The following is a 17,285-nucleotide window of genomic DNA, read 5'->3' as shown; positions in this document are numbered from 1 at the left end:
ATAATATGAATCCCTATCAAGAACCGAACGAATAGCACAATTAGAGATTTATGAGAAGGTTTTGTAAAATTAAATAGATTAATTAAAAATGGAAAAAAGAGAGGGGTAATTATGGATGAAAATAGTAAACAAACTGTTAGAAGCGGCATGACGAATCTTGACTGGTGGCCGAACCAGTTGAATCTCGATATCCTGCGTCAGCATTCCTCGAAGTCCAATCCTATGGGTGAGGGTTTCAACTACGCTAAAGAATTCAAGAGCCTTGACTTCGAGACCCTGAAAAAGGACCTCCTTGAACTGATGACGAAGTCACAGGATTGGTGGCCAGCAGACTTCGGCCACTATGGACCTCTATTAATTCGTATGGCATGGCACAGCGCAGGCACATATCGAATCGGTGATGGCCGCGGAGGCGCAGGTCACGGCAGCCAACGCCTTGCACCTCTCAGCAGCTGGCCTGACAATGCCAATCTCGACAAAGCACGCCGACTACTCTGGCCGATCAAGCAAAAATACGGCCGGAAAATTTCCTGGGCCGACCTGATGATTCTCGCAGGCAATGTCGCCTTGGAATCAATGGGTTTAAAAACCTTCGGTTTCGGTGGTGGGCGTGAGGACATCTGGGAACCAGAAAAAGACATATACTGGGGTTCCGAAAGCGAATGGCTTGGAGACAAGCGCTACACCGGTGATCGTGAACTCGAAAATCCCCTCGCCGCGGTTCAGATGGGGTTGATTTATGTAAATCCTGAAGGCCCTAACGGCAAACCTGATCCAATCGCTGCGGCACAAGATATCCGAGAGAGTTTCAGTCGTATGGCAATGAACGATGAGGAAACAGTTGCTCTAATTGCAGGTGGCCATGCTTTTGGTAAGACTCACGGCGCAGGTGACACTTCACATGTGGGTCCGGAGCCTGAAGCTGCAGGCATTGAGGAGCAAGGCTTGGGCTGGAAGAGCAGCTTCGGCAAAGGTAAAGGCAACGACACAATTACCGCCGGTCCTGAACTCATCTGGACCAATACACCAACAAAGTGGGACAACAACTATTTCAGGATATTATTCAACTACGAATGGGAGCTGACAAAGAGCCCAGCCGGTGCATACCAGTGGACACCGAAGGGGGACGAAGGCTCTGATACAGTGCCAGATCCACACGACCAGTCAAAGCGTCGCGCGCCCGGCATGCTGACCACGGACCTCTCTTTACGGTTCGACCCTATCTACGAAAAGATCTCAAGGCGTTTCTATGAGAACCCAGATCAACTTGATGACGCATTTGCCCGTGCATGGTTCAAACTGACCCACCGTGATATGGGTCCGCGGACACGTTATCTCGGACCAGAAGTACCGGATGATGAGCTCATCTGGCAAGACCCCATCCCCTCAGTTAATCACGAACTGATTGATGAAAAAGACATCACCACCCTTAAGGACAGGATATTGGATTCTGGTCTGTCAGTATCAGAGTTGGTTTCAACTGCTTGGGCCTCGGCGTCTACCTTCCGCGGTTCGGACAAGCGTGGTGGTGCCAATGGGGCCCGCATTCGTCTTGCACCGCAGAAGGATTGGGAAGTCAACCAACCAGCCCAGCTATCCAAAGTGCTCGAGATGCTCGAAAGCATACAGAGGGAATTTAACAAAGCCCAGTTGGGAGACAAAAAGGTTTCGCTGGCTGATCTAATAGTTTTAGCTGGTTGTGTTGGTGTTGAGAATGCAGGGAAAAATGCTGGTCATGATGTAACTGTACCATTCTCACCTGGACGTATGGATGCTTTGCAGGAACAGACCGATGTGAAATCATTTGCTGTACTTGAATCAGAAACAGACGGATTCCGTAACTATCAGAAGAATCGAAACACAGTTAGGCCTGAAGAATTGCTGGTGGACAAAGCACAATTGTTGACATTGACTGTTCCTGAGATGACGGTTCTCATTGGTGGCTTACGTGTCCTGAATATTAACTTTGAACAATCTCAGCATGGTGTCTTTACTAAACATCCCGAAACGCTTACCAATGATTTCTTTGTGAATTTGCTTGAAATGAGAACAGTATGGAATGCATCCGCGGAAGACGATAATTTGTTCGAGGGGCATGACCGGGTAACAGGTGAACTCAAGTGGACTGGTACTCGTGTCGACCTCATCTTCGGTTCAAACTCTCAGCTTCGGGCGTTATCGGAGTTCTACGCATGTGAGGATTCCTCAGAGAAGTTCCTGCAAGACTTTATAACTGCATGGAACAAGGTCATGAACCTGGACCGGTTCGACCTGGACTTATCATGAAAATAAGGGCATGATATTGTTTTGGTCTTTTAGTGTCAATGGTGTTTCGCGCTAAAAAATAGGGTGAAATGATTATTTTAGAGAAAGGGCCGTGTACGAATCAGAATACCGACAAGAATTACAACTAGAAGAAGAATAACAACACCCAAGATTATCATACGATTAATCTTTCTTTCCATTTCCTTTTCAAGTTCTTTCTTCTTTTTTAATTCTTCATCTACCATATAATTATTTTATATTTTAACAGATAAATAAAATGATTTAAAAAAAACTATTTCAAAATAAAGATAAAAGTTGGTTCAAATTAAATTAAAAATTATTTATTAATTCTTCTCACTATATACTTCCTTAATTCCTCTGCAAAGAACATTATAGGTATGAAACTTATAACATACAACCATTGATAAATTCCAAGTGTCGTTGTTCCGAATATGCCCTGGAGATATGGGATGTACACTATTGAAAGCATTACAGCGACTTCAAATACTATTCCACGAATTATCCACTTGTTTTTAAAAACACCCACCTTAAAAGTTGAGGTTCTTGTTGTCTGACATCCAAGTAAGTTTCCTATTTGAGATGTAACAATTCCAACAAATACCATGGTAGTTGCTTCTAAGTAAAGTGGATCAGTGAATGGTAGGGACTGTCCTAAAGTCCATCCTCCAGAAAACAAAACCCAGAAATATCCGGACATTACCAGTACTGCTTCAATTAGCCCCAAAAATATGTAACCTCTCCAAATTACTCCAAAGTTTAGAAGTCTTTCATTTCTTGGCCTAGGTGGTCTATCCATAACATCAGACTCTGAAGGACCCATCCCTAGTGCTAATGCAGGTAAAGTATCTGTTCCCAGATCAATTGCAAGAATCTGCATTACAGTTATTGGCAGTGGTATTTTAAAGATTACCAGAAGAATAAATGGGATAATTTCAGCAGTTTCATGAGCGAAAATATAGGTTATGAACTTTCTGATATTCTCATATATTGTTCTTCCTTCCTTAATTGCTGAGACTATGGTTGCAAAATTATCATCGGTAAGTATCATGTCAGATGCTTCTTTTGCTACATCTGTCCCTGTTATACCCATTGCAACACCTATATCTGCCTTTCTTAATGCTGGTGCATCATTTACACCATCACCAGTCATAGCAACAATCTCATCCATGTCCTCTAATACAGATGCTATTCTCATCTTATGCTCTGGTACTGCACGTGCAAATATAATGTCTTCATTAGATTTTAAAAGTTCTTTCAACTCATCATCACTCATTGTTGTTAATTCTTTACCCTTAACTATCCTACAAGTTTTATTATCCACAATTCCTACTTCATGGGCTATTGAACGGGCTGTAAGGCCATAATCACCGGTAATCATTATTATTCTTATACCTGCTTTGTGGCAGTCAGCAACGGCAGGAAGTACTTCTGGACGGGGAGGATCTTGCATTGCCATCATCCCAAGAAATATCATATCTTTTTCAACAGAATCCGGATTATAATCATCAAAATCTGATGGAAGATTTTTATAGGCCATTCCAAGAATTCTAAGTCCAGATGCAGCAAGTTTGTCATGTTCATTTATTACTTGTTCTTTTACTTCTTCACTGAAGATTATTGGAGCTCCTTCAACAGAAATTTCATTACAGAGTCTTATAATCTTTTTTGGGGCTCCTTTGATGTACGCTACCTTTTTATCATCAACATTATGTATTGAACTCATTGATTTTCGTTTGGAATCAAAAGGAAGTTCAAATATTCGTGGATTTTTTTCCAATTCACTCTCCCAGTCAAAACCATTTTTACGTGCAGCAACAAGTAATGATGCTTCCGTTGGATCACCATATATTTTCCAACTTTCACCAGGTTTTGATGGAGAAACTAATTTAGCATCGTTTGCAAATGTGGCTGATCTCATTAAAAGTTTGAGTTCTAATACATCTTTGTGACATACTTCGCCACCATCTTGAAGAAAATCTCCTTCAGGATCATAACCCGCTCCAGAAACATCGATAACATCGTAGGGTATCCATATCTTACGTACGGTCATCTGATTCTTGGTGAGCGTTCCTGTTTTATCTGTACATATGATATTTGTTGAGCCGAGAGTTTCAACACTTGAAAGACGTTTTATCAACGCATTTTTACCAACCATCTTCTTCACAGAAGCCGCTAATGCCAGGGTAACTGTTGGAAGAAGACCTTCAGGAACATTGGCCACTGTAAGACCTATAGCAAATAAAAAGGCAATGGAAAGGCTAAGTTTAACAACATAAATGTTGAGAAAGAAAAGTACAACACCCATTAAAATCGCGATAAGTGCAATTATTTGAGTTAAACGGGCTAGCTGATTTTGAAGAGGACTTGGTTCTTCCTTGACCTCTTGAGTTAAAGATGCAATCTTGTTAAATTCAGTATTTATACCAGTAGCAAATATAACAGCTTTACCGGATCCAGATGAAACATTTGTACCTGCTAGAACCAAATTAAACGAGTTAACTATGGATTCATCATCATTTTCTTCTGGATCTGCAATTTTTCTAACAGGTTTAGATTCACCGGTTAGAGTTGAGCTATCAACTTTCATTTGATACGCCTCAACTAATCTGGCATCCGCTGAAATATTGTCCCCTTCTTCAAGGATGAGTATGTCCCCGGGAACCAATTGTGAAGCTAATACTTCCATCTCTTTGCCCTGTCTTATCACTTTTGCAGTTGATGGTAAAATTTTTTTTAGGGCAGCAACAGCTTTTTCTGCCTCGAATTCTTGCCAAAAACTAAAAATAGCATTAATTATTATCACAGCAATAATTGCAAATCCTAACTGGGGTGTTCCACTAATAAATGCAAGGGCACTGGCACCCCACAAGAGTAAGGCTAGTAGCTGATATAGATTAGCAACAAATTTCAAAATTAAAGGCTTTTGCTTAACTTCTTCGATCTGGTTCAACCCATACTCTGTTAAACGTTTTTCGACTTCTTCAGGATTTAAACCACTTTTTGAAGTGTTTAATTCACTGTAAATATCTTCCGGAGGTAATGTTTTAAATTTCATTTTTTTAAAACTTGTATAACTTAAATAAAATGATGTTGTTAACAAATTTTATAGAGTTTCTGAAATAAATATTAGATTATAAAATTAACCGTTACATGTACATCCTGAAGTTTTTAATTCAAAACATGCAGAATCAACTTTTGATTTTTGTAAAGATGTTATGGAATTAAATAAATTATATAAATAATTTAAGAGGTATTGAATGCAGGATAATGACAATAGTTCATCTCATAGTTCAGAAGATTACGATCTACAAATAAACGACACAATTCCTTATTATGAATCATTTCATGATGAAACAATAAATATAATAAAAACAATATTAAAAGAGCCGAAAATTTGGTTGGATACGGGTTGCGGTACAGGAACACTTGTTAAAAAGGCAATTAAACATTTTAATAATACTAATTTCATACTGGCAGATCCATCTGTTGAAATGTTAAATTTAGCCAGATCAAAACTTTCAAAACAACAACAGGAAAAAATAAAATTTCTTCAACCCATAGTAACAAGTAAAATTTCTCTTGATGATGATTTAAAACCAGATGTAATCACAGCAATTCAGGCCCACCATTACATGTCCCGAGATGATAGATTCAAGGCCACAAAAATTGTTACAATCTTTTAAATGATAATGGTGTTTACATTACATTTGAAAATATTCGCCCGGCAACCAAGGAAGGAGTTGAATTTGTAAAACATTATGTGAAAAACTTTCAGATTTCAAGGGGTAAGGATACAGAAACCGTCAATAAATATTTAAAGAGATTTGATGTTGAATACTTTCCTATTAAAGTTGATGAACACCGTTTATTATTGGAAAAAATTGGTTTTAAAGTTGTTGAAATGTTTTGGATGTCTTACATGCAAGCAGGATTTTATTGTATAAAGTGAGAAACTCTGGTAATATCCTTCTATGAATTGAATCTGATTAATCTTAGAATAATTTGTAATTCTTATAGACAATTAAAATGAATTTAAAATTTAATTACTTTAAGCAAAGAATATATTTATGATAAAATAATTAATCGTAATCAAAAATAGTATACTAACCAGATAATAAAGCTGTGTTGCCTGTATACTGGTTTGGACAATTAATATTCGTTAAACTCATTATCTTAGCAAAATTGTCATTATATCTTAGATAATTAAATTTCTTGATTGCTTTTCATGACGATGTCTGTAAATTTCTAGTTACATTTTACAATTCATAATTATAAGAGATATGATCATTCCCTAATAAAATTGGTGAAGATGATTTCTTCCTTCTCGGGGAGTTGTATCCCGGCCTTTGTTCCAGCTTCTTTGCACTTCAGAAACCATGCCATATTCCTTGCAAGCACGCGCATGGTCTGCAATCCTTCCAAATCTTTTTTCACATCTTCTGGTTTTGATCCATGAACCATGTTCCAATAGCGGGAAGAAATAATGGGCATCTGTGAGATGGTGAAATACTTATTAAGCTGGTCAAAAGTAGCTGTAGTTCCCGCTCTCCTTGCAGAAATAACTGCTGCCGCTGGTTTCAGATAAAATGACTGTCTGCCTCCCACTAAATCAGAATAGAAAACACGATCCATAAAAGAGGTTATAGCCCCACTTGCGGCAGCATAATGCACGGGAGAACCGAAAATAAATCCATCAGCATCATTTGCAATGTCAAGAAAATCGTTGACACTATCATCAAAGGAACAGCGTTCTATTTCAGCGCATTTCATGCACGCAATACATCCTGCAAGTGGTTTTGTCCCTATCCAAAAAATTTCTGTGTCGATGTTTTCTTCAGCTAAGGTTTTTGCTACCTCTATAAGGGCAGTATATGTGCAGCCTTTTTTATGTGGGCTTCCATTTACTAATAATACTTTCATTCTCATTACCTCATTTTATTTAAATAAATATTTTGTAATTCTATAAAGTCTATCCAGCAATTTCAATATTTGTTTTGCTTCATATAATAATGTAAATCTTCAGTTCATTCAGTATCCACTATGTTTTCTTCCAAACGGTTTAACCTGAATATAAGAAAACTATTAACTTTAATATAGTATTTCGCCTTGCATTATAGAGTTTCAGCTATTTGTAAAATAGAAGTTGGACCTTTTCCTAGTTCTGATTCAACTCAGATTTCATTACAATATAATGTTTTACTTCATTTAAATAAATTCCATTTCTATCCAATGTAGATAGTAAATATGGCTGCAATAACCGTTCCGTTTATAATTCCAATAATTTGCTCATTAGAATTAGATTCTTTTAATTTAAATTCAGAATATAGATTCAAATTGATGATCATATCACAATAAACGACTTTAAATAAAATGTTTGTTTATAAAGAAAATTTAAAAATTTTAAACTTTTTCATAAGACAAAAATCTTGAAGAAATGATAAAAATTATTGTGTTTCTAAGTATATATAATATCATAAAAATTTATTAGAGGTAATTTTATGAAAAATACAATTCAAAATAAACGAAAGACCAGACCGAGAGCGGACAAAGTGGACGGGGAAACAGCAGTATTCGAGAAGTTAGCCGAGATGTCAGAACAAGATCGCGCCATGGGGGAGAGGATCCATGAAATAGTCAAAACAAATGCGCCAGACCTCACGCCACGACTCTGGTACGGGATGCCTGCATATGCCAAGGACGGAAATGTCATCTGTTTCTTCCAAAACTCACAGAAGTTCAAAACAAGGTACTCAACGTTAGGCTTCAGTGACAAGGCAAACCTCGACGAAGGCAACTTATGGCCAACTTCATATGCATTAATGGAGTTAACTGACCATGAAGTAGCAATCATCGCCGCTCTTGTGAAGAAAGCTGTGAGCTGATGGTCTATTCATTATGGGGGCATATGATAAATTGTGAAATAATAATAGTAAACAGAATAACCTAATGAAATAAGTGCTTATGAGAATAAAATTTATAAGATATAGAAATGATTCAAGTTCAAATAGATTGGATATTGAAATAGAATTATTACATTCATTCATAAACACTCTCATTTTAATTATATTTTTAAAAATTAAATTATTTTCTTGTAAATTATGATTTATTAGGTGGGTATAGTGAAATAGAATATTGAACCCTTTCCAGGTTCTGATTCAGCCCATATCTTTCCACCGTGTTGAATTACTATCTTTTGTGCAATTGCAAGTCCTATTCCTGTTCCTTCATATTCACGATCTGAGTGTAGACGCTGGAATATTGTAAAAATCCTTTCCAAGTGTTTTGGTTCTATACCGATTCCATTATCTTTTATAGAGAAAAGATAGTGTTTATCTTCTTTTTTAACTGATATGTCGATCTTTGGAGTTTCTTCGCTTCGATATTTTATTGCATTTCCAATTAGATTCTGGAATAGCTGAATCATGGACTGGTCATTCCCATATATAATAGGTAAATGATCATGTGTTATAACTACATTATTTTCGTCTATTGCAACCTTTAAATTAATTAATGTTTCTTCTAATATTTCTTCAAGTTTAACAGAGCTAAGTTCTCTTCTTTTGCTATTTACTTGGGAATAAATAAGTAAATCATTTATCATATCATCAAGGCGTTTAGCTCCATCAACCGCAAACCCAATAAAATCATTGGCATCTTCATCCAATTTATCTGCATATCTGCGCTCTAATAACTGTAAAAAACTTGATATCATTCGTAAAGGTTCACGTAAATCATGGGATGTAACATATGCAAATTGTTCAAGTTCTTTGTTAGACTGTGCTAAGTTTTTTATATTTCCTTTTAATTGTATTTCAGCTCTTTTACGCATTAAAGCTTCAACAAGGCTACTGATATCGTTTCTACATCTACTTTATCCTCTTCGTTATAACCTACTTTTTTATTGGCTAATCCTATCATTCCAATTGTTTTTCCACCTTCTTTAAGTGGAACACCTAAAAATGATGTTATTGGAGGATGGCCTTCTGGCAAGCCTAAATAATCAAGGTCAGATTTAGGATCATTAACTATTTGAGATTTTTCTTCAATAATAGTCCTTCCCCAATAACTACGAATTTCCATATTCTTTAATAACTTATTAGTATTAACTGTTTCACATACATTCCATGCAGGAGGACTTAATACCCTATCATCTAATTGCCCATTTTCATTTACTTCACCGAAAAACCCAAATTCACTTCCAGTTAGTTTCTCGGCTACCTCAAGACATTTAATAATAACATCCTTCTCGGTTTCAGAAATTAGAGATTCTTGGAAAACTTGATTAATAGCCTCTAACACTTTAGCATGTCGATTGATTTTAAGCTCATTTTTTTTCTGAGCAGTTATGTCATGAATAAGAGAATAAAGAACATTTTTACCTTTTTGATGTATTAAACCACTATAAACATCTACATCGCGGATATTTCCATTGGATAAACGATGTTTAAATATAAAGTGATTTTCTATCCGTGATGCTGCTTTCTGCATTTCTTCATTTACAAAATCTACATCAGAAACATTAATATCGGAAATTTTCATTTTAACTAATTCCTGATGATTGTATCCATAAAATTTAATTGCTGCTGGATTTGCATCTATGATATTCCCATCATTAGGATCAATTAATATCATCACAGTGTGGTCGTTGTCAAAAATCTCACGATAAACTTCACTCTCATTCAAGGCTGCTTCTGCATTTTTAAGTTCGCTGATATCTGTTGCAGTTATTCTAATCTTTTGAAAGTTCCCAATTTTATCATGAGATATTATAATTTCTAAAAATACATAAAATGAATAATTATCTGGTTTTAGGAGTTTTAATTCAATGGTCTGTTTTGTTCCAGTGCTCTTAGCCTTCTTAATGATATCATGAAACAAATTTCTAAAATCTGGACTAATATACTGAATAAACGCGGTTTTTTGAAGGTTAGCTTGGCCTATACCTAAAAGTGATGCTCCTGTAAGATTTGATTCTAAAATAATTCCATTTATATCCAATGAAAAATATCCTACAGGTGCAAAGTTGTATAAATCCAAATATTTACGCTTGAATCTTCCAACTTTATTTGAGCTTCTCTGAGCTCCTCATTCTGGATCTCCAATTCTATCTGATGAACACGTAAATCATGAATTACCTCATCAATATCAGCAGACTGATTGTCTATCTTGTTAAATCGGTTTTGAAGAATTTCTTCAGCCTTTTCACGCAATTTATTATCATTTATATTCCCAGAGTCCATCAGTTATACCTCAACTAAAAAAAATACTGAATTTTAATTATAATTGTGATTTCGTATTAGAATATAAATAGATATGTTATTTTTGGAATTGTATAATTTATACAAACTTTATTTCCTCACCTATGTTTATTCTTAGTAACTGAAATACATTATCTGCAAACAGATTTAGTTCTAAGCGTATTCGCAGGAGTTATGTTGGGCAGGGTACTAATCACAAGACATAACATGACAAAAATTTTGAAAGCATGGAAAGTCGCATAATATTATGACTCAGGATGTAATAATTTAAATTAAGGATTCTAAGTATCTGCTATGGTTACTATAGGTCCTACATCCCCTATATTACATTACTTATAAACCTATGCGTTTACTCATTTATGACTTCATTTATTTATATATTTACTTACTATGTCATTTACACAGAGCTGCTGATAATTTAGGTATATGGCATTTGCATAGTAATTCCATTATGACCTTTTTTTATATTTTAATTCTTTGAATGTGATTTTAAATTCGGATCCGTTATCGAGATTCAGTTTTAGATCTCCGTCTAATTGTTTTACAAGATTTTGTACTAGTTTAAGGCCGAGTGTTTCTGGATTTTCAAGTTTGATGTATTTTGGTAGTCCTATTCCATCATCGGCTATGGTGATTTCCATGTGTTCTGTTAGGGATTTAAGTTGTATGGTTATGGTTCCTTCGTTTTGTGGGAAGGCGTATTTAATAGTGTTGGTGATTAATTCGTTTATGATGAGTCCTAGTGGTATGGCTGTGTCAATGTTGAGATTAATATCTTCAATATCCATTTGGACTTTGATAGGCCCTATTTTTATTCCATAAGTGTATAATATATCGTATACAAGTTTTTCAAGGTATTGTTTGAAATTGATGTCATTGAAATTAGGTGATTGGTATAGTTTTTCGTGTACTATCGCCATGCTCTTCACTCGAGTCTCGCTTTCCTTTAAAATATCCGCTATTCTTTTGTCGTCTATACTATCTGCTTGTAGGTGGAGTAAACTCGCGATTATTTGAAGATTATTTTTGACTCGATGATTAATTTCCCTTAGAAGAACTTCTTTTTCATTCAAAGAGTTTTTGATTTCTATTTCCGCATTTTTTCTTTCGGTGATGTCTGTGAATGTAATTACTGCTCCAATAATTTTCTTGTCTTTAATTTGGGGATAACTCCAGTACTCCGCACTGAAACTTGTTCCATCAGTTCTAATAAACTTTTCATCCTCCATATATACACGTTTCCCAGTTTTAAAGCTCATATAAGGAGTTCCTTGTTGATGGGGGCGATGAATCAGGTCATGTATGTTATTACCAATTAATTCATCAGGATTATCATACCCTAAAAGATTAACTGCAGAAACGTTGCAAAATGTGCAAATACCCTCAAGGTCTATTCCAAAAATTCCTTCTGCCGTTGAATCAAGTATTAAACGAAGATTATATTCACTTTCTTTTAATTCCTTTTCTATTTTATTTTTGTATAATGCGAGTTCTATAGTATGTTTGAGTTCATTACGATCGTATGGTTTAATCATATATCCATAGGGTTCTGTGAATTTGGCTCTTTCAATTATACTCTCTTCAGAATGAGCAGTTAAATAAATAACAGGTATATTCAAGTCTTTAATCTTAGAAACAACATCAATACCATCACTATGCCCTTTAAGAACCACATCCATCAAAATAAGATCTGGCATTATTTCTAAAGCTTTCTCTACAGCATCTTCACCACTGGAAGCGATATATGGGACCTCAAAACCAAAAAATTCTAATGTACGCTTAATATCCATGGCTTCTATACTTTCATCTTCTACTAGTAAAATTTGTTTATTTGCCATATTGTATAACCAAAATTATTTTATATTATTATTCCTATTAGTTTTTTTCTCACTTTTAACCCTTATAATGTATTAAATATAATGCATAATTTCTCTGATTTTTTTATAAAAATTTATTTAGTATTTCTGATAAATTATTACTGGTGATTATTAATGACATGGGCTCTTAAATTGAAAGTTTCTACATTAAATTGTAAAAAAGTTTATGAAACAGGAAAAGATGGTATAAAAGCAATTAACGTAAATACTACAGATAGAATAATTGAAATTACACAAGATACCTCTAAATTTGACCAGATTGTAATACCATTCGACACAATGAAATATTTTACATACGAAACAGACACACATAGCCTAATCTAAGAGATATTATTCTTTAAAAAAAAGTGGAAGAAGTAACTCTTGTTTTAAATGATCCTTAATATTAAATAAGATCATTTGGAATATTTTCAGTTAGAACTAAAATTATTTTTTCTCTATTTTAATTCGGAGAGGAGATTTTATATCCTTTTTGCGTATAATCCATATTGTGACTATTAAGAGTATAAGTATGATGATCCACACGGGGGAAACTAAGATTGTGTTTTTGGTTTGTAGATTTTGGGTTTGTTGATCTCTGCCGTATTTAATGTTACTTTCAACATTGTATAGGCCCATATCAAAAAATCCGGGAGTCCATTGTGTTTTTAATGTGTAACTGTCTCCGGGGAAGACTGTTCCATTGGTTTGTATTTTTTGATTTTCGAACAAACCTGTTACAGTCACATTATTAGTCATCTTGGCCTGTACAGTTCCATTGTTTTTAACGTTATATGCTAAATTAGATGGCATGAGAGATATGAGTACCGATGGGACATTGTTACTAATCAGAGATAGTGATTCTATTATCTGCCCCGGAAAACCAAGTGTTATGGGTACCACAACTGCAGTAGCCTGTTTTACTTGTGTTGTAATACTGCCAGTCTGATTATTAGCTGAATTTGTAGGTGTTCCTACTATTTGGAGTGCACCCATGGCATCATAATAATTGACATTTGTGGGAACAGTTATGGTGTACTTTATATTCTTTTTTTCATTGGGTGCCAAGGTGAATTCTGCTGGATCTACATTTATCCATGTTGCTATTCCATCATCAGCATACAAGGTTGTAGTAGCGTTTTTCATCATCCTTTTTTTGTTCACCTTAACATTCAGAGGGGAGTCACCAATATTAGAAACTGAAATTTCTCCCGTAAACACTTGAGGAGATTGCATTTTAATATCTATTTTTCCGGGACTCACAGAAAGTCCACTGCTTGCCTAGGCTGTTGCTGTTAATAAGATTAGAATTAAACCTATGATCCATGCAATTTTTAAATAATTCTTTGATAACATGATAAGACTTTCTATATTACTATTTAGCTGATATATCAGTAAAATCAGCAGCCCCTGTAACCACTATAGATACTACGTCACCAAGAGTTACTGTTGCAGTGTTTGTTCCATCTTGTGCTGCAAATGCTGGTGCAACGCCTAAAACCATTGCCATCCCCAATACAAAAGTTAATATTTTTTTCAAATTTTCCATTTTATATTTCACTCCATTTATTTCTTATCTTTCTAAGAATATTAGTTTAGAAATAATATTCGACTAATCTAAGAATATTTAAATGGAGAAATAGTCTAAGAATATTTAAATGGAGAAATATAAATAAAGATGGAATATTATTCTAATAGATATACTCTTTTCACAACTATAACATATTAAATTTTAAAATGTGACGTTTTTCACATTTGATTTAAAAACTAACAAAAATCAGCGCTAATATCCATAAAAAAACCAAAATTATACTGAATTTTACTAAAATAAGTCACCATAACCTAAGTACATACAAATGGAATAGAATAGGATAAGTATAGAATAGTAATACACTAAAACATTTTGTGGTTACGTTCATAAACTTAATATTGCTAATACCTCTTAATACACCCTTTAACAATATACTTTTGTAGAATTTTAGGCCAATATCCTATTAACTTCCAATCTTCACTTCTATCAATAAACAAATCTATATGGATATCAGAACATATCCCAATTGAGATAGATCCCATGAGAAATATTAGAAACAATTTTAAATTAAAACAAGATTATAAAGGTGGTGGGCTAGCCTGATAGATTCATGAGAAAGATAAATCATTTGATAATAAGAAAAGTTTAAGAGTTTAACATCAAAAACATACATAATGGGAAAAAAATAAGGCCTCAAATTTGGTCTCAAAATATGAAGGAAAGTTATCGTTAGGAGTTACCCTCTTATGAAGAAAGTATTTTTATGGTGGTTAATTGCTGGGAGTAAGGGTGGAGAAAATCGCGGCAGAATAATACTTGAACTTAATAAAAGACCATATAATGCTAATAAACTCGCAGAAAAGCTTTCATTAGACTATAAAACTATCAGACACCATATAGGTGTTTTGAAAGAAAATAACTTAGTTAAATCAACTGGAGAGAAGTATGGTGCATTATATTTCCTCTCTGATGAAATGGAAAAAAATTACAACGTCTTCCTTTCGATGTGGGAAGAATTTACGGAAGAATAAGAATTATTATAATTTATTCAGAGGATAGAAGGTGTAAAAATGGTGTTGGAATCTAATTTATTGGGACTACAGAGTATAATGTCTACTTTGTTGATATTGGTTAAATATTCACCTTTAATAACCAGTATTGCCAATATTTGCCTTTTAGTTGGAATGCTCTATGTTTACTTGGAAAGATACTTGAAGGTGAGATCTAAATTCACAACAACACTAGTTTTAGTCTCTTTGCTATTCCTAGTTCAAAACATATTATTCTCAATATATTTCGTATTTAACGTTCCAGAAATCCCTATTAATGCTGTTCTACCTTTGGTATTTTTAGGACTTGAATTCACAGCTTTAGCTCTGCTTTTAATGATAACAAGGGAATAATCTGTAATATTCTTTTTTTATAATCATTTTACCAATTAATTTACTAATAAAGGGTTTAAATTTTGTTTTTACTTTTAAAATTACTCTGATTGATCTACTAATTTGGATTGAATTTGGAGGGAAAAGAGGGGAAAAGCTGAGTAAATTTTGGAAAAACTACTTTTAAGGGGTTAAACTACAATTAAGTAATCAAGAAAATGATTAAAAAAGAATCAAAGGAATGCTCAAATCTAAATAGCAAAAAATCAATCCTTTGAGTTGAATTAAAATTGGAGGTTAAAAAAATGGTCGATGTCAAAGAAATAAAGTCAGTTAAACTGACACCTTTTACTAAGATGTCAGCGTCAATATATGGAATTTTAGGGTTAATTGCAGCAGTAGTGGTGCTAATAGCCCTTGGGATAGTACAAGCTACAGGGGTTGCTTCTCAATTTGGGCAGTTTAATCTTGTAACAGGATTGGGAATACCGCTAATAATTATTTTACCTGTAGTTGCATTTTTCACTACAATTGCGGCAAGTTTTTTCACTGTAATTCTTTACAATGCACTAGTACCAAGGTTAGGTGGTGTAAAATTAGAATTAGAAGGTAATGATGTAAATAAAATTCCTGTTGTCCCCTTTGCTCTGATACTGGCAGCTATAGGTGCTATATGGGCCTTTATCGCAGGGTTAGTATTGGCAGCGGTGATTTCACCATTATTTTCATTAATTAGTACACTGCCTGAAGCAGCTAATATAACTGCTAATATAACTGCTGCTACTGGATCAACCTTACCAACAGGAGCACAATTTGGGGCAATAGGAGCTATTGTTATAGTAGCTTTAGTAATCGGACTGCCTATAATGGTATTTGTATTCGGATTTATTTGGAACGCTTTATTTGCAATATTCTATAACTACATAGTCACCCGAGTAGCTAAAATCAAATTAGAATTCGCAGCAATTAGCGGAACCCTGCACGAACTTAAACACATACCTGTACTGCCAACCGCCCTTGCAGTTGCACTTGTATATACCATATTAGGAGTTATATCTGGTATTATATCCGGAAACTATACAGAATTCATATCTAATTTTGTATTGTACTTCATAGAAACCGCATTAATCGCTCTTCTATACAACTACCTGGCACCTAAGATTGGCTCAATTAAATTAAATCTAGAATAATTTTATTTCTAGATTTATCTATTTTTTTAAAAAGTTAAATAAAAAAGGTGAAAAAATGAATACTTACAGAAAGACCGCAATAATTGTGGGAGTATTATTTATAGTTGCGACGGTTGCATCTATATTAGGCTCGGTTTTTTTAGGCTCGATTTTAGACGCTCCCAATTATCTTATTAGCGTTTCTGCGCATGGAAACCAAATGATAATAGCAGTGATATTTTTCTTAATAGCTGCAACTTCTGCTTTTGCTACTTCATTTATGTTGTATCCAGTACTTAGAAGGCACATTGAAAGTTTAGCTATGGGTTATGTTAGTTTAAGACTATTTGAGAACGTTTTCTATATTGTTGGTACTATAGGTCTTCTCATAATGTTAACAGTAAGCCAGAAATATGTGGCAGGTGCAGTTGATGCTTCATATTACCAATCTTTAGGGACATTACTGCTGGCATTACAAAATTGGTCTGTGTTGATTGGAACTTTAATCTTCTTTGGTTTAGGAAGTATGACTCTCAATTATGTATTGTATCAATCCAAACTAATTCCTCGATGGTTATCAGTCTGGGGATTAATTGGAGCTGCATTAGTATTATTATATGGATCACTTGGTATTTTTGGTCTTGGAATGGGATTAACTTCCCCATTTGCAGTATTAGCCATTCCCATAGCTGTGCAGGAAATGGTATTTGCAGTATGGCTTATAGTTAAAGGATTTAATAAATCTGCAATTGCTCCAGATTTACAAAATAATTAACTAGAAAAAAGGTACATTTGAATAGTGT

17 protein-coding genes are annotated in these 17,285 nt (G+C 34.5%); 8 read left to right on the top strand and 9 right to left on the bottom strand.

Translation table 11 applies throughout. The features are described from left to right. Positions 1–111 precede the first annotated feature (111 nt). Positions 112–2,286, top strand: coding sequence for a catalase/peroxidase HPI (gene katG, locus DL91_RS04605; protein ID WP_048190439.1), 2,175 nt, complete (start codon positions 112–114; stop codon positions 2,284–2,286). Between the two features lie 77 nt (positions 2,287–2,363). Here the strand turns inward: katG and DL91_RS13820 are convergent, their stop codons facing one another. Together DL91_RS13820 and DL91_RS04600 are read right to left on the bottom strand one after the other, a co-directional pair. Continuing rightward, a complete protein-coding gene (locus DL91_RS13820; protein ID WP_197050596.1) occupies positions 2,364–2,510 on the bottom strand; it encodes a hypothetical protein in 147 nt (48 codons plus the stop codon). Positions 2,511–2,602: 92 nt separating this feature from the next. Further along, positions 2,603–5,341, bottom strand: coding sequence for a cation-transporting P-type ATPase (locus tag DL91_RS04600; RefSeq protein ID WP_048190438.1), 2,739 nt, complete (start codon positions 5,339–5,341; stop codon positions 2,603–2,605). Between the two features lie 202 nt (positions 5,342–5,543). Between DL91_RS04600 and DL91_RS13815 the strand changes: the two genes are divergently transcribed. Then, a complete protein-coding gene (locus DL91_RS13815; RefSeq protein WP_197050595.1) occupies positions 5,544–5,969 on the top strand; it encodes a class I SAM-dependent methyltransferase in 426 nt (141 codons plus the stop codon). A gap of 601 nt (positions 5,970–6,570) precedes the next feature. On the opposite strand, the gene DL91_RS04590 is transcribed toward DL91_RS13815, so the two are convergent. Next, on the bottom strand, positions 6,571–7,206 hold the full coding sequence (locus DL91_RS04590) for a flavodoxin family protein (RefSeq protein ID WP_048190437.1): 636 nt from the start codon (positions 7,204–7,206) through the stop codon (positions 6,571–6,573). A gap of 578 nt (positions 7,207–7,784) precedes the next feature. On the opposite strand from DL91_RS04590, the gene DL91_RS04585 reads away from it, so the two are divergent. After that, a complete protein-coding gene (locus DL91_RS04585; protein ID WP_048190436.1) occupies positions 7,785–8,168 on the top strand; it encodes an iron chaperone in 384 nt (127 codons plus the stop codon). A 224-nt stretch (positions 8,169–8,392) separates the two neighbouring features. Here DL91_RS04585 and DL91_RS04580 read toward each other — a convergent pair whose 3' ends face one another. The 4 genes from DL91_RS04580 to DL91_RS04565 all read right to left on the bottom strand — a co-directional run bounded on the left by DL91_RS04580 (position 8,393) and on the right by DL91_RS04565 (position 12,382). Then, positions 8,393–9,115, bottom strand: coding sequence for an ATP-binding protein (locus DL91_RS04580; protein WP_052374161.1), 723 nt, complete (start codon positions 9,113–9,115; stop codon positions 8,393–8,395). Beyond that, a complete protein-coding gene (locus tag DL91_RS04575; RefSeq protein WP_048190435.1) occupies positions 9,115–10,284 on the bottom strand; it encodes a PAS domain S-box protein in 1,170 nt (389 codons plus the stop codon). The genes DL91_RS04580 and DL91_RS04575 overlap by 1 nt, the downstream gene beginning before the upstream one ends. A gap of 11 nt (positions 10,285–10,295) precedes the next feature. Next, a complete protein-coding gene (locus DL91_RS04570) occupies positions 10,296–10,526 on the bottom strand; it encodes a hypothetical protein (RefSeq protein ID WP_048190434.1) in 231 nt (76 codons plus the stop codon). 467 nt (positions 10,527–10,993) lie between these two features. Next, on the bottom strand, positions 10,994–12,382 hold the full coding sequence (locus DL91_RS04565; RefSeq protein WP_048190433.1) for a sensor histidine kinase: 1,389 nt from the start codon (positions 12,380–12,382) through the stop codon (positions 10,994–10,996). A gap of 153 nt (positions 12,383–12,535) precedes the next feature. Here DL91_RS04565 and DL91_RS04560 point away from each other — a divergent pair, with 153 nt between their 5' ends. Further along, on the top strand, positions 12,536–12,745 hold the full coding sequence (locus DL91_RS04560; RefSeq protein WP_048190432.1) for a hypothetical protein: 210 nt from the start codon (positions 12,536–12,538) through the stop codon (positions 12,743–12,745). 102 nt (positions 12,746–12,847) lie between these two features. Here DL91_RS04560 and DL91_RS04555 read toward each other — a convergent pair whose 3' ends face one another. Together DL91_RS04555 and DL91_RS13495 are read right to left on the bottom strand one after the other, a co-directional pair. Beyond that, a complete protein-coding gene (locus tag DL91_RS04555; protein ID WP_048190431.1) occupies positions 12,848–13,663 on the bottom strand; it encodes a hypothetical protein in 816 nt (271 codons plus the stop codon). A 112-nt stretch (positions 13,664–13,775) separates the two neighbouring features. After that, positions 13,776–13,949 carry a hypothetical protein gene (locus DL91_RS13495; RefSeq protein ID WP_156095988.1) on the bottom strand — a complete coding sequence of 58 codons (174 nt, stop codon included), beginning with the start codon at positions 13,947–13,949 and terminating at the stop codon, positions 13,776–13,778. A gap of 728 nt (positions 13,950–14,677) precedes the next feature. Here DL91_RS13495 and DL91_RS04550 point away from each other — a divergent pair. The 4 genes from DL91_RS04550 (at position 14,678) to DL91_RS04535 (ending at position 17,257) form a co-directional block, all read left to right on the top strand. Beyond that, complete coding sequence (locus DL91_RS04550; protein ID WP_048190430.1) at positions 14,678–14,962, top strand: winged helix-turn-helix domain-containing protein; 285 nt, start codon at positions 14,678–14,680, stop codon at positions 14,960–14,962. A gap of 39 nt (positions 14,963–15,001) precedes the next feature. After that, positions 15,002–15,334 carry a hypothetical protein gene (locus tag DL91_RS04545; protein ID WP_052374158.1) on the top strand — a complete coding sequence of 111 codons (333 nt, stop codon included), beginning with the start codon at positions 15,002–15,004 and terminating at the stop codon, positions 15,332–15,334. Positions 15,335–15,618: 284 nt separating this feature from the next. Continuing rightward, positions 15,619–16,503 (top strand): hypothetical protein, encoded by an 885-nt coding sequence (locus DL91_RS04540; protein ID WP_048190429.1) that lies wholly within the window; start codon positions 15,619–15,621, stop codon positions 16,501–16,503. A gap of 55 nt (positions 16,504–16,558) precedes the next feature. After that, positions 16,559–17,257, top strand: coding sequence for a DUF4386 domain-containing protein (locus tag DL91_RS04535; RefSeq protein ID WP_048190428.1), 699 nt, complete (start codon positions 16,559–16,561; stop codon positions 17,255–17,257). Positions 17,258–17,285: the final 28 nt, after the last annotated feature.

The organism is Methanobacterium sp. SMA-27, from assembly GCF_000744455.1.
In the GTDB taxonomy this organism is placed as follows: domain Archaea; phylum Methanobacteriota; class Methanobacteria; order Methanobacteriales; family Methanobacteriaceae; genus Methanobacterium_B.
Note: the sequence above shows the minus strand (reverse complement) of the source record. Positions and strands in the feature narration are given on the sequence as shown.

Bases quoted from the DNA above. Each gene is read 5' to 3' on its own strand.
- katG (WP_048190439.1), top strand. From the start codon at position 112: ATGGATGAAAATAGTAAACAAACTGTTAGAAGCGGCATGACGAATCTT.
- DL91_RS04550 (WP_048190430.1), top strand. From the start codon at position 14,678: ATGAAGAAAGTATTTTTATGGTGGTTAATTGCTGGGAGTAAGGGTGGA.
- DL91_RS04565 (WP_048190433.1), bottom strand. From the start codon at position 12,382: ATGGCAAATAAACAAATTTTACTAGTAGAAGATGAAAGTATAGAAGCC.
- DL91_RS13495 (WP_156095988.1), bottom strand. From the start codon at position 13,949: ATGGAAAATTTGAAAAAAATATTAACTTTTGTATTGGGGATGGCAATG.
- DL91_RS04580 (WP_052374161.1), bottom strand. From the start codon at position 9,115: ATGCGTAAAAGAGCTGAAATACAATTAAAAGGAAATATAAAAAACTTA.
- DL91_RS04585 (WP_048190436.1), top strand. From the start codon at position 7,785: ATGAAAAATACAATTCAAAATAAACGAAAGACCAGACCGAGAGCGGAC.
- DL91_RS04560 (WP_048190432.1), top strand. From the start codon at position 12,536: ATGACATGGGCTCTTAAATTGAAAGTTTCTACATTAAATTGTAAAAAA.
- DL91_RS13815 (WP_197050595.1), top strand. From the start codon at position 5,544: ATGCAGGATAATGACAATAGTTCATCTCATAGTTCAGAAGATTACGAT.
- DL91_RS04600 (WP_048190438.1), bottom strand. From the start codon at position 5,341: ATGAAATTTAAAACATTACCTCCGGAAGATATTTACAGTGAATTAAAC.
- DL91_RS04540 (WP_048190429.1), top strand. From the start codon at position 15,619: ATGGTCGATGTCAAAGAAATAAAGTCAGTTAAACTGACACCTTTTACT.
- DL91_RS04570 (WP_048190434.1), bottom strand. From the start codon at position 10,526: ATGGACTCTGGGAATATAAATGATAATAAATTGCGTGAAAAGGCTGAA.
- DL91_RS13820 (WP_197050596.1), bottom strand. From the start codon at position 2,510: ATGGTAGATGAAGAATTAAAAAAGAAGAAAGAACTTGAAAAGGAAATG.
- DL91_RS04545 (WP_052374158.1), top strand. From the start codon at position 15,002: ATGGTGTTGGAATCTAATTTATTGGGACTACAGAGTATAATGTCTACT.
- DL91_RS04535 (WP_048190428.1), top strand. From the start codon at position 16,559: ATGAATACTTACAGAAAGACCGCAATAATTGTGGGAGTATTATTTATA.
- DL91_RS04590 (WP_048190437.1), bottom strand. From the start codon at position 7,206: ATGAAAGTATTATTAGTAAATGGAAGCCCACATAAAAAAGGCTGCACA.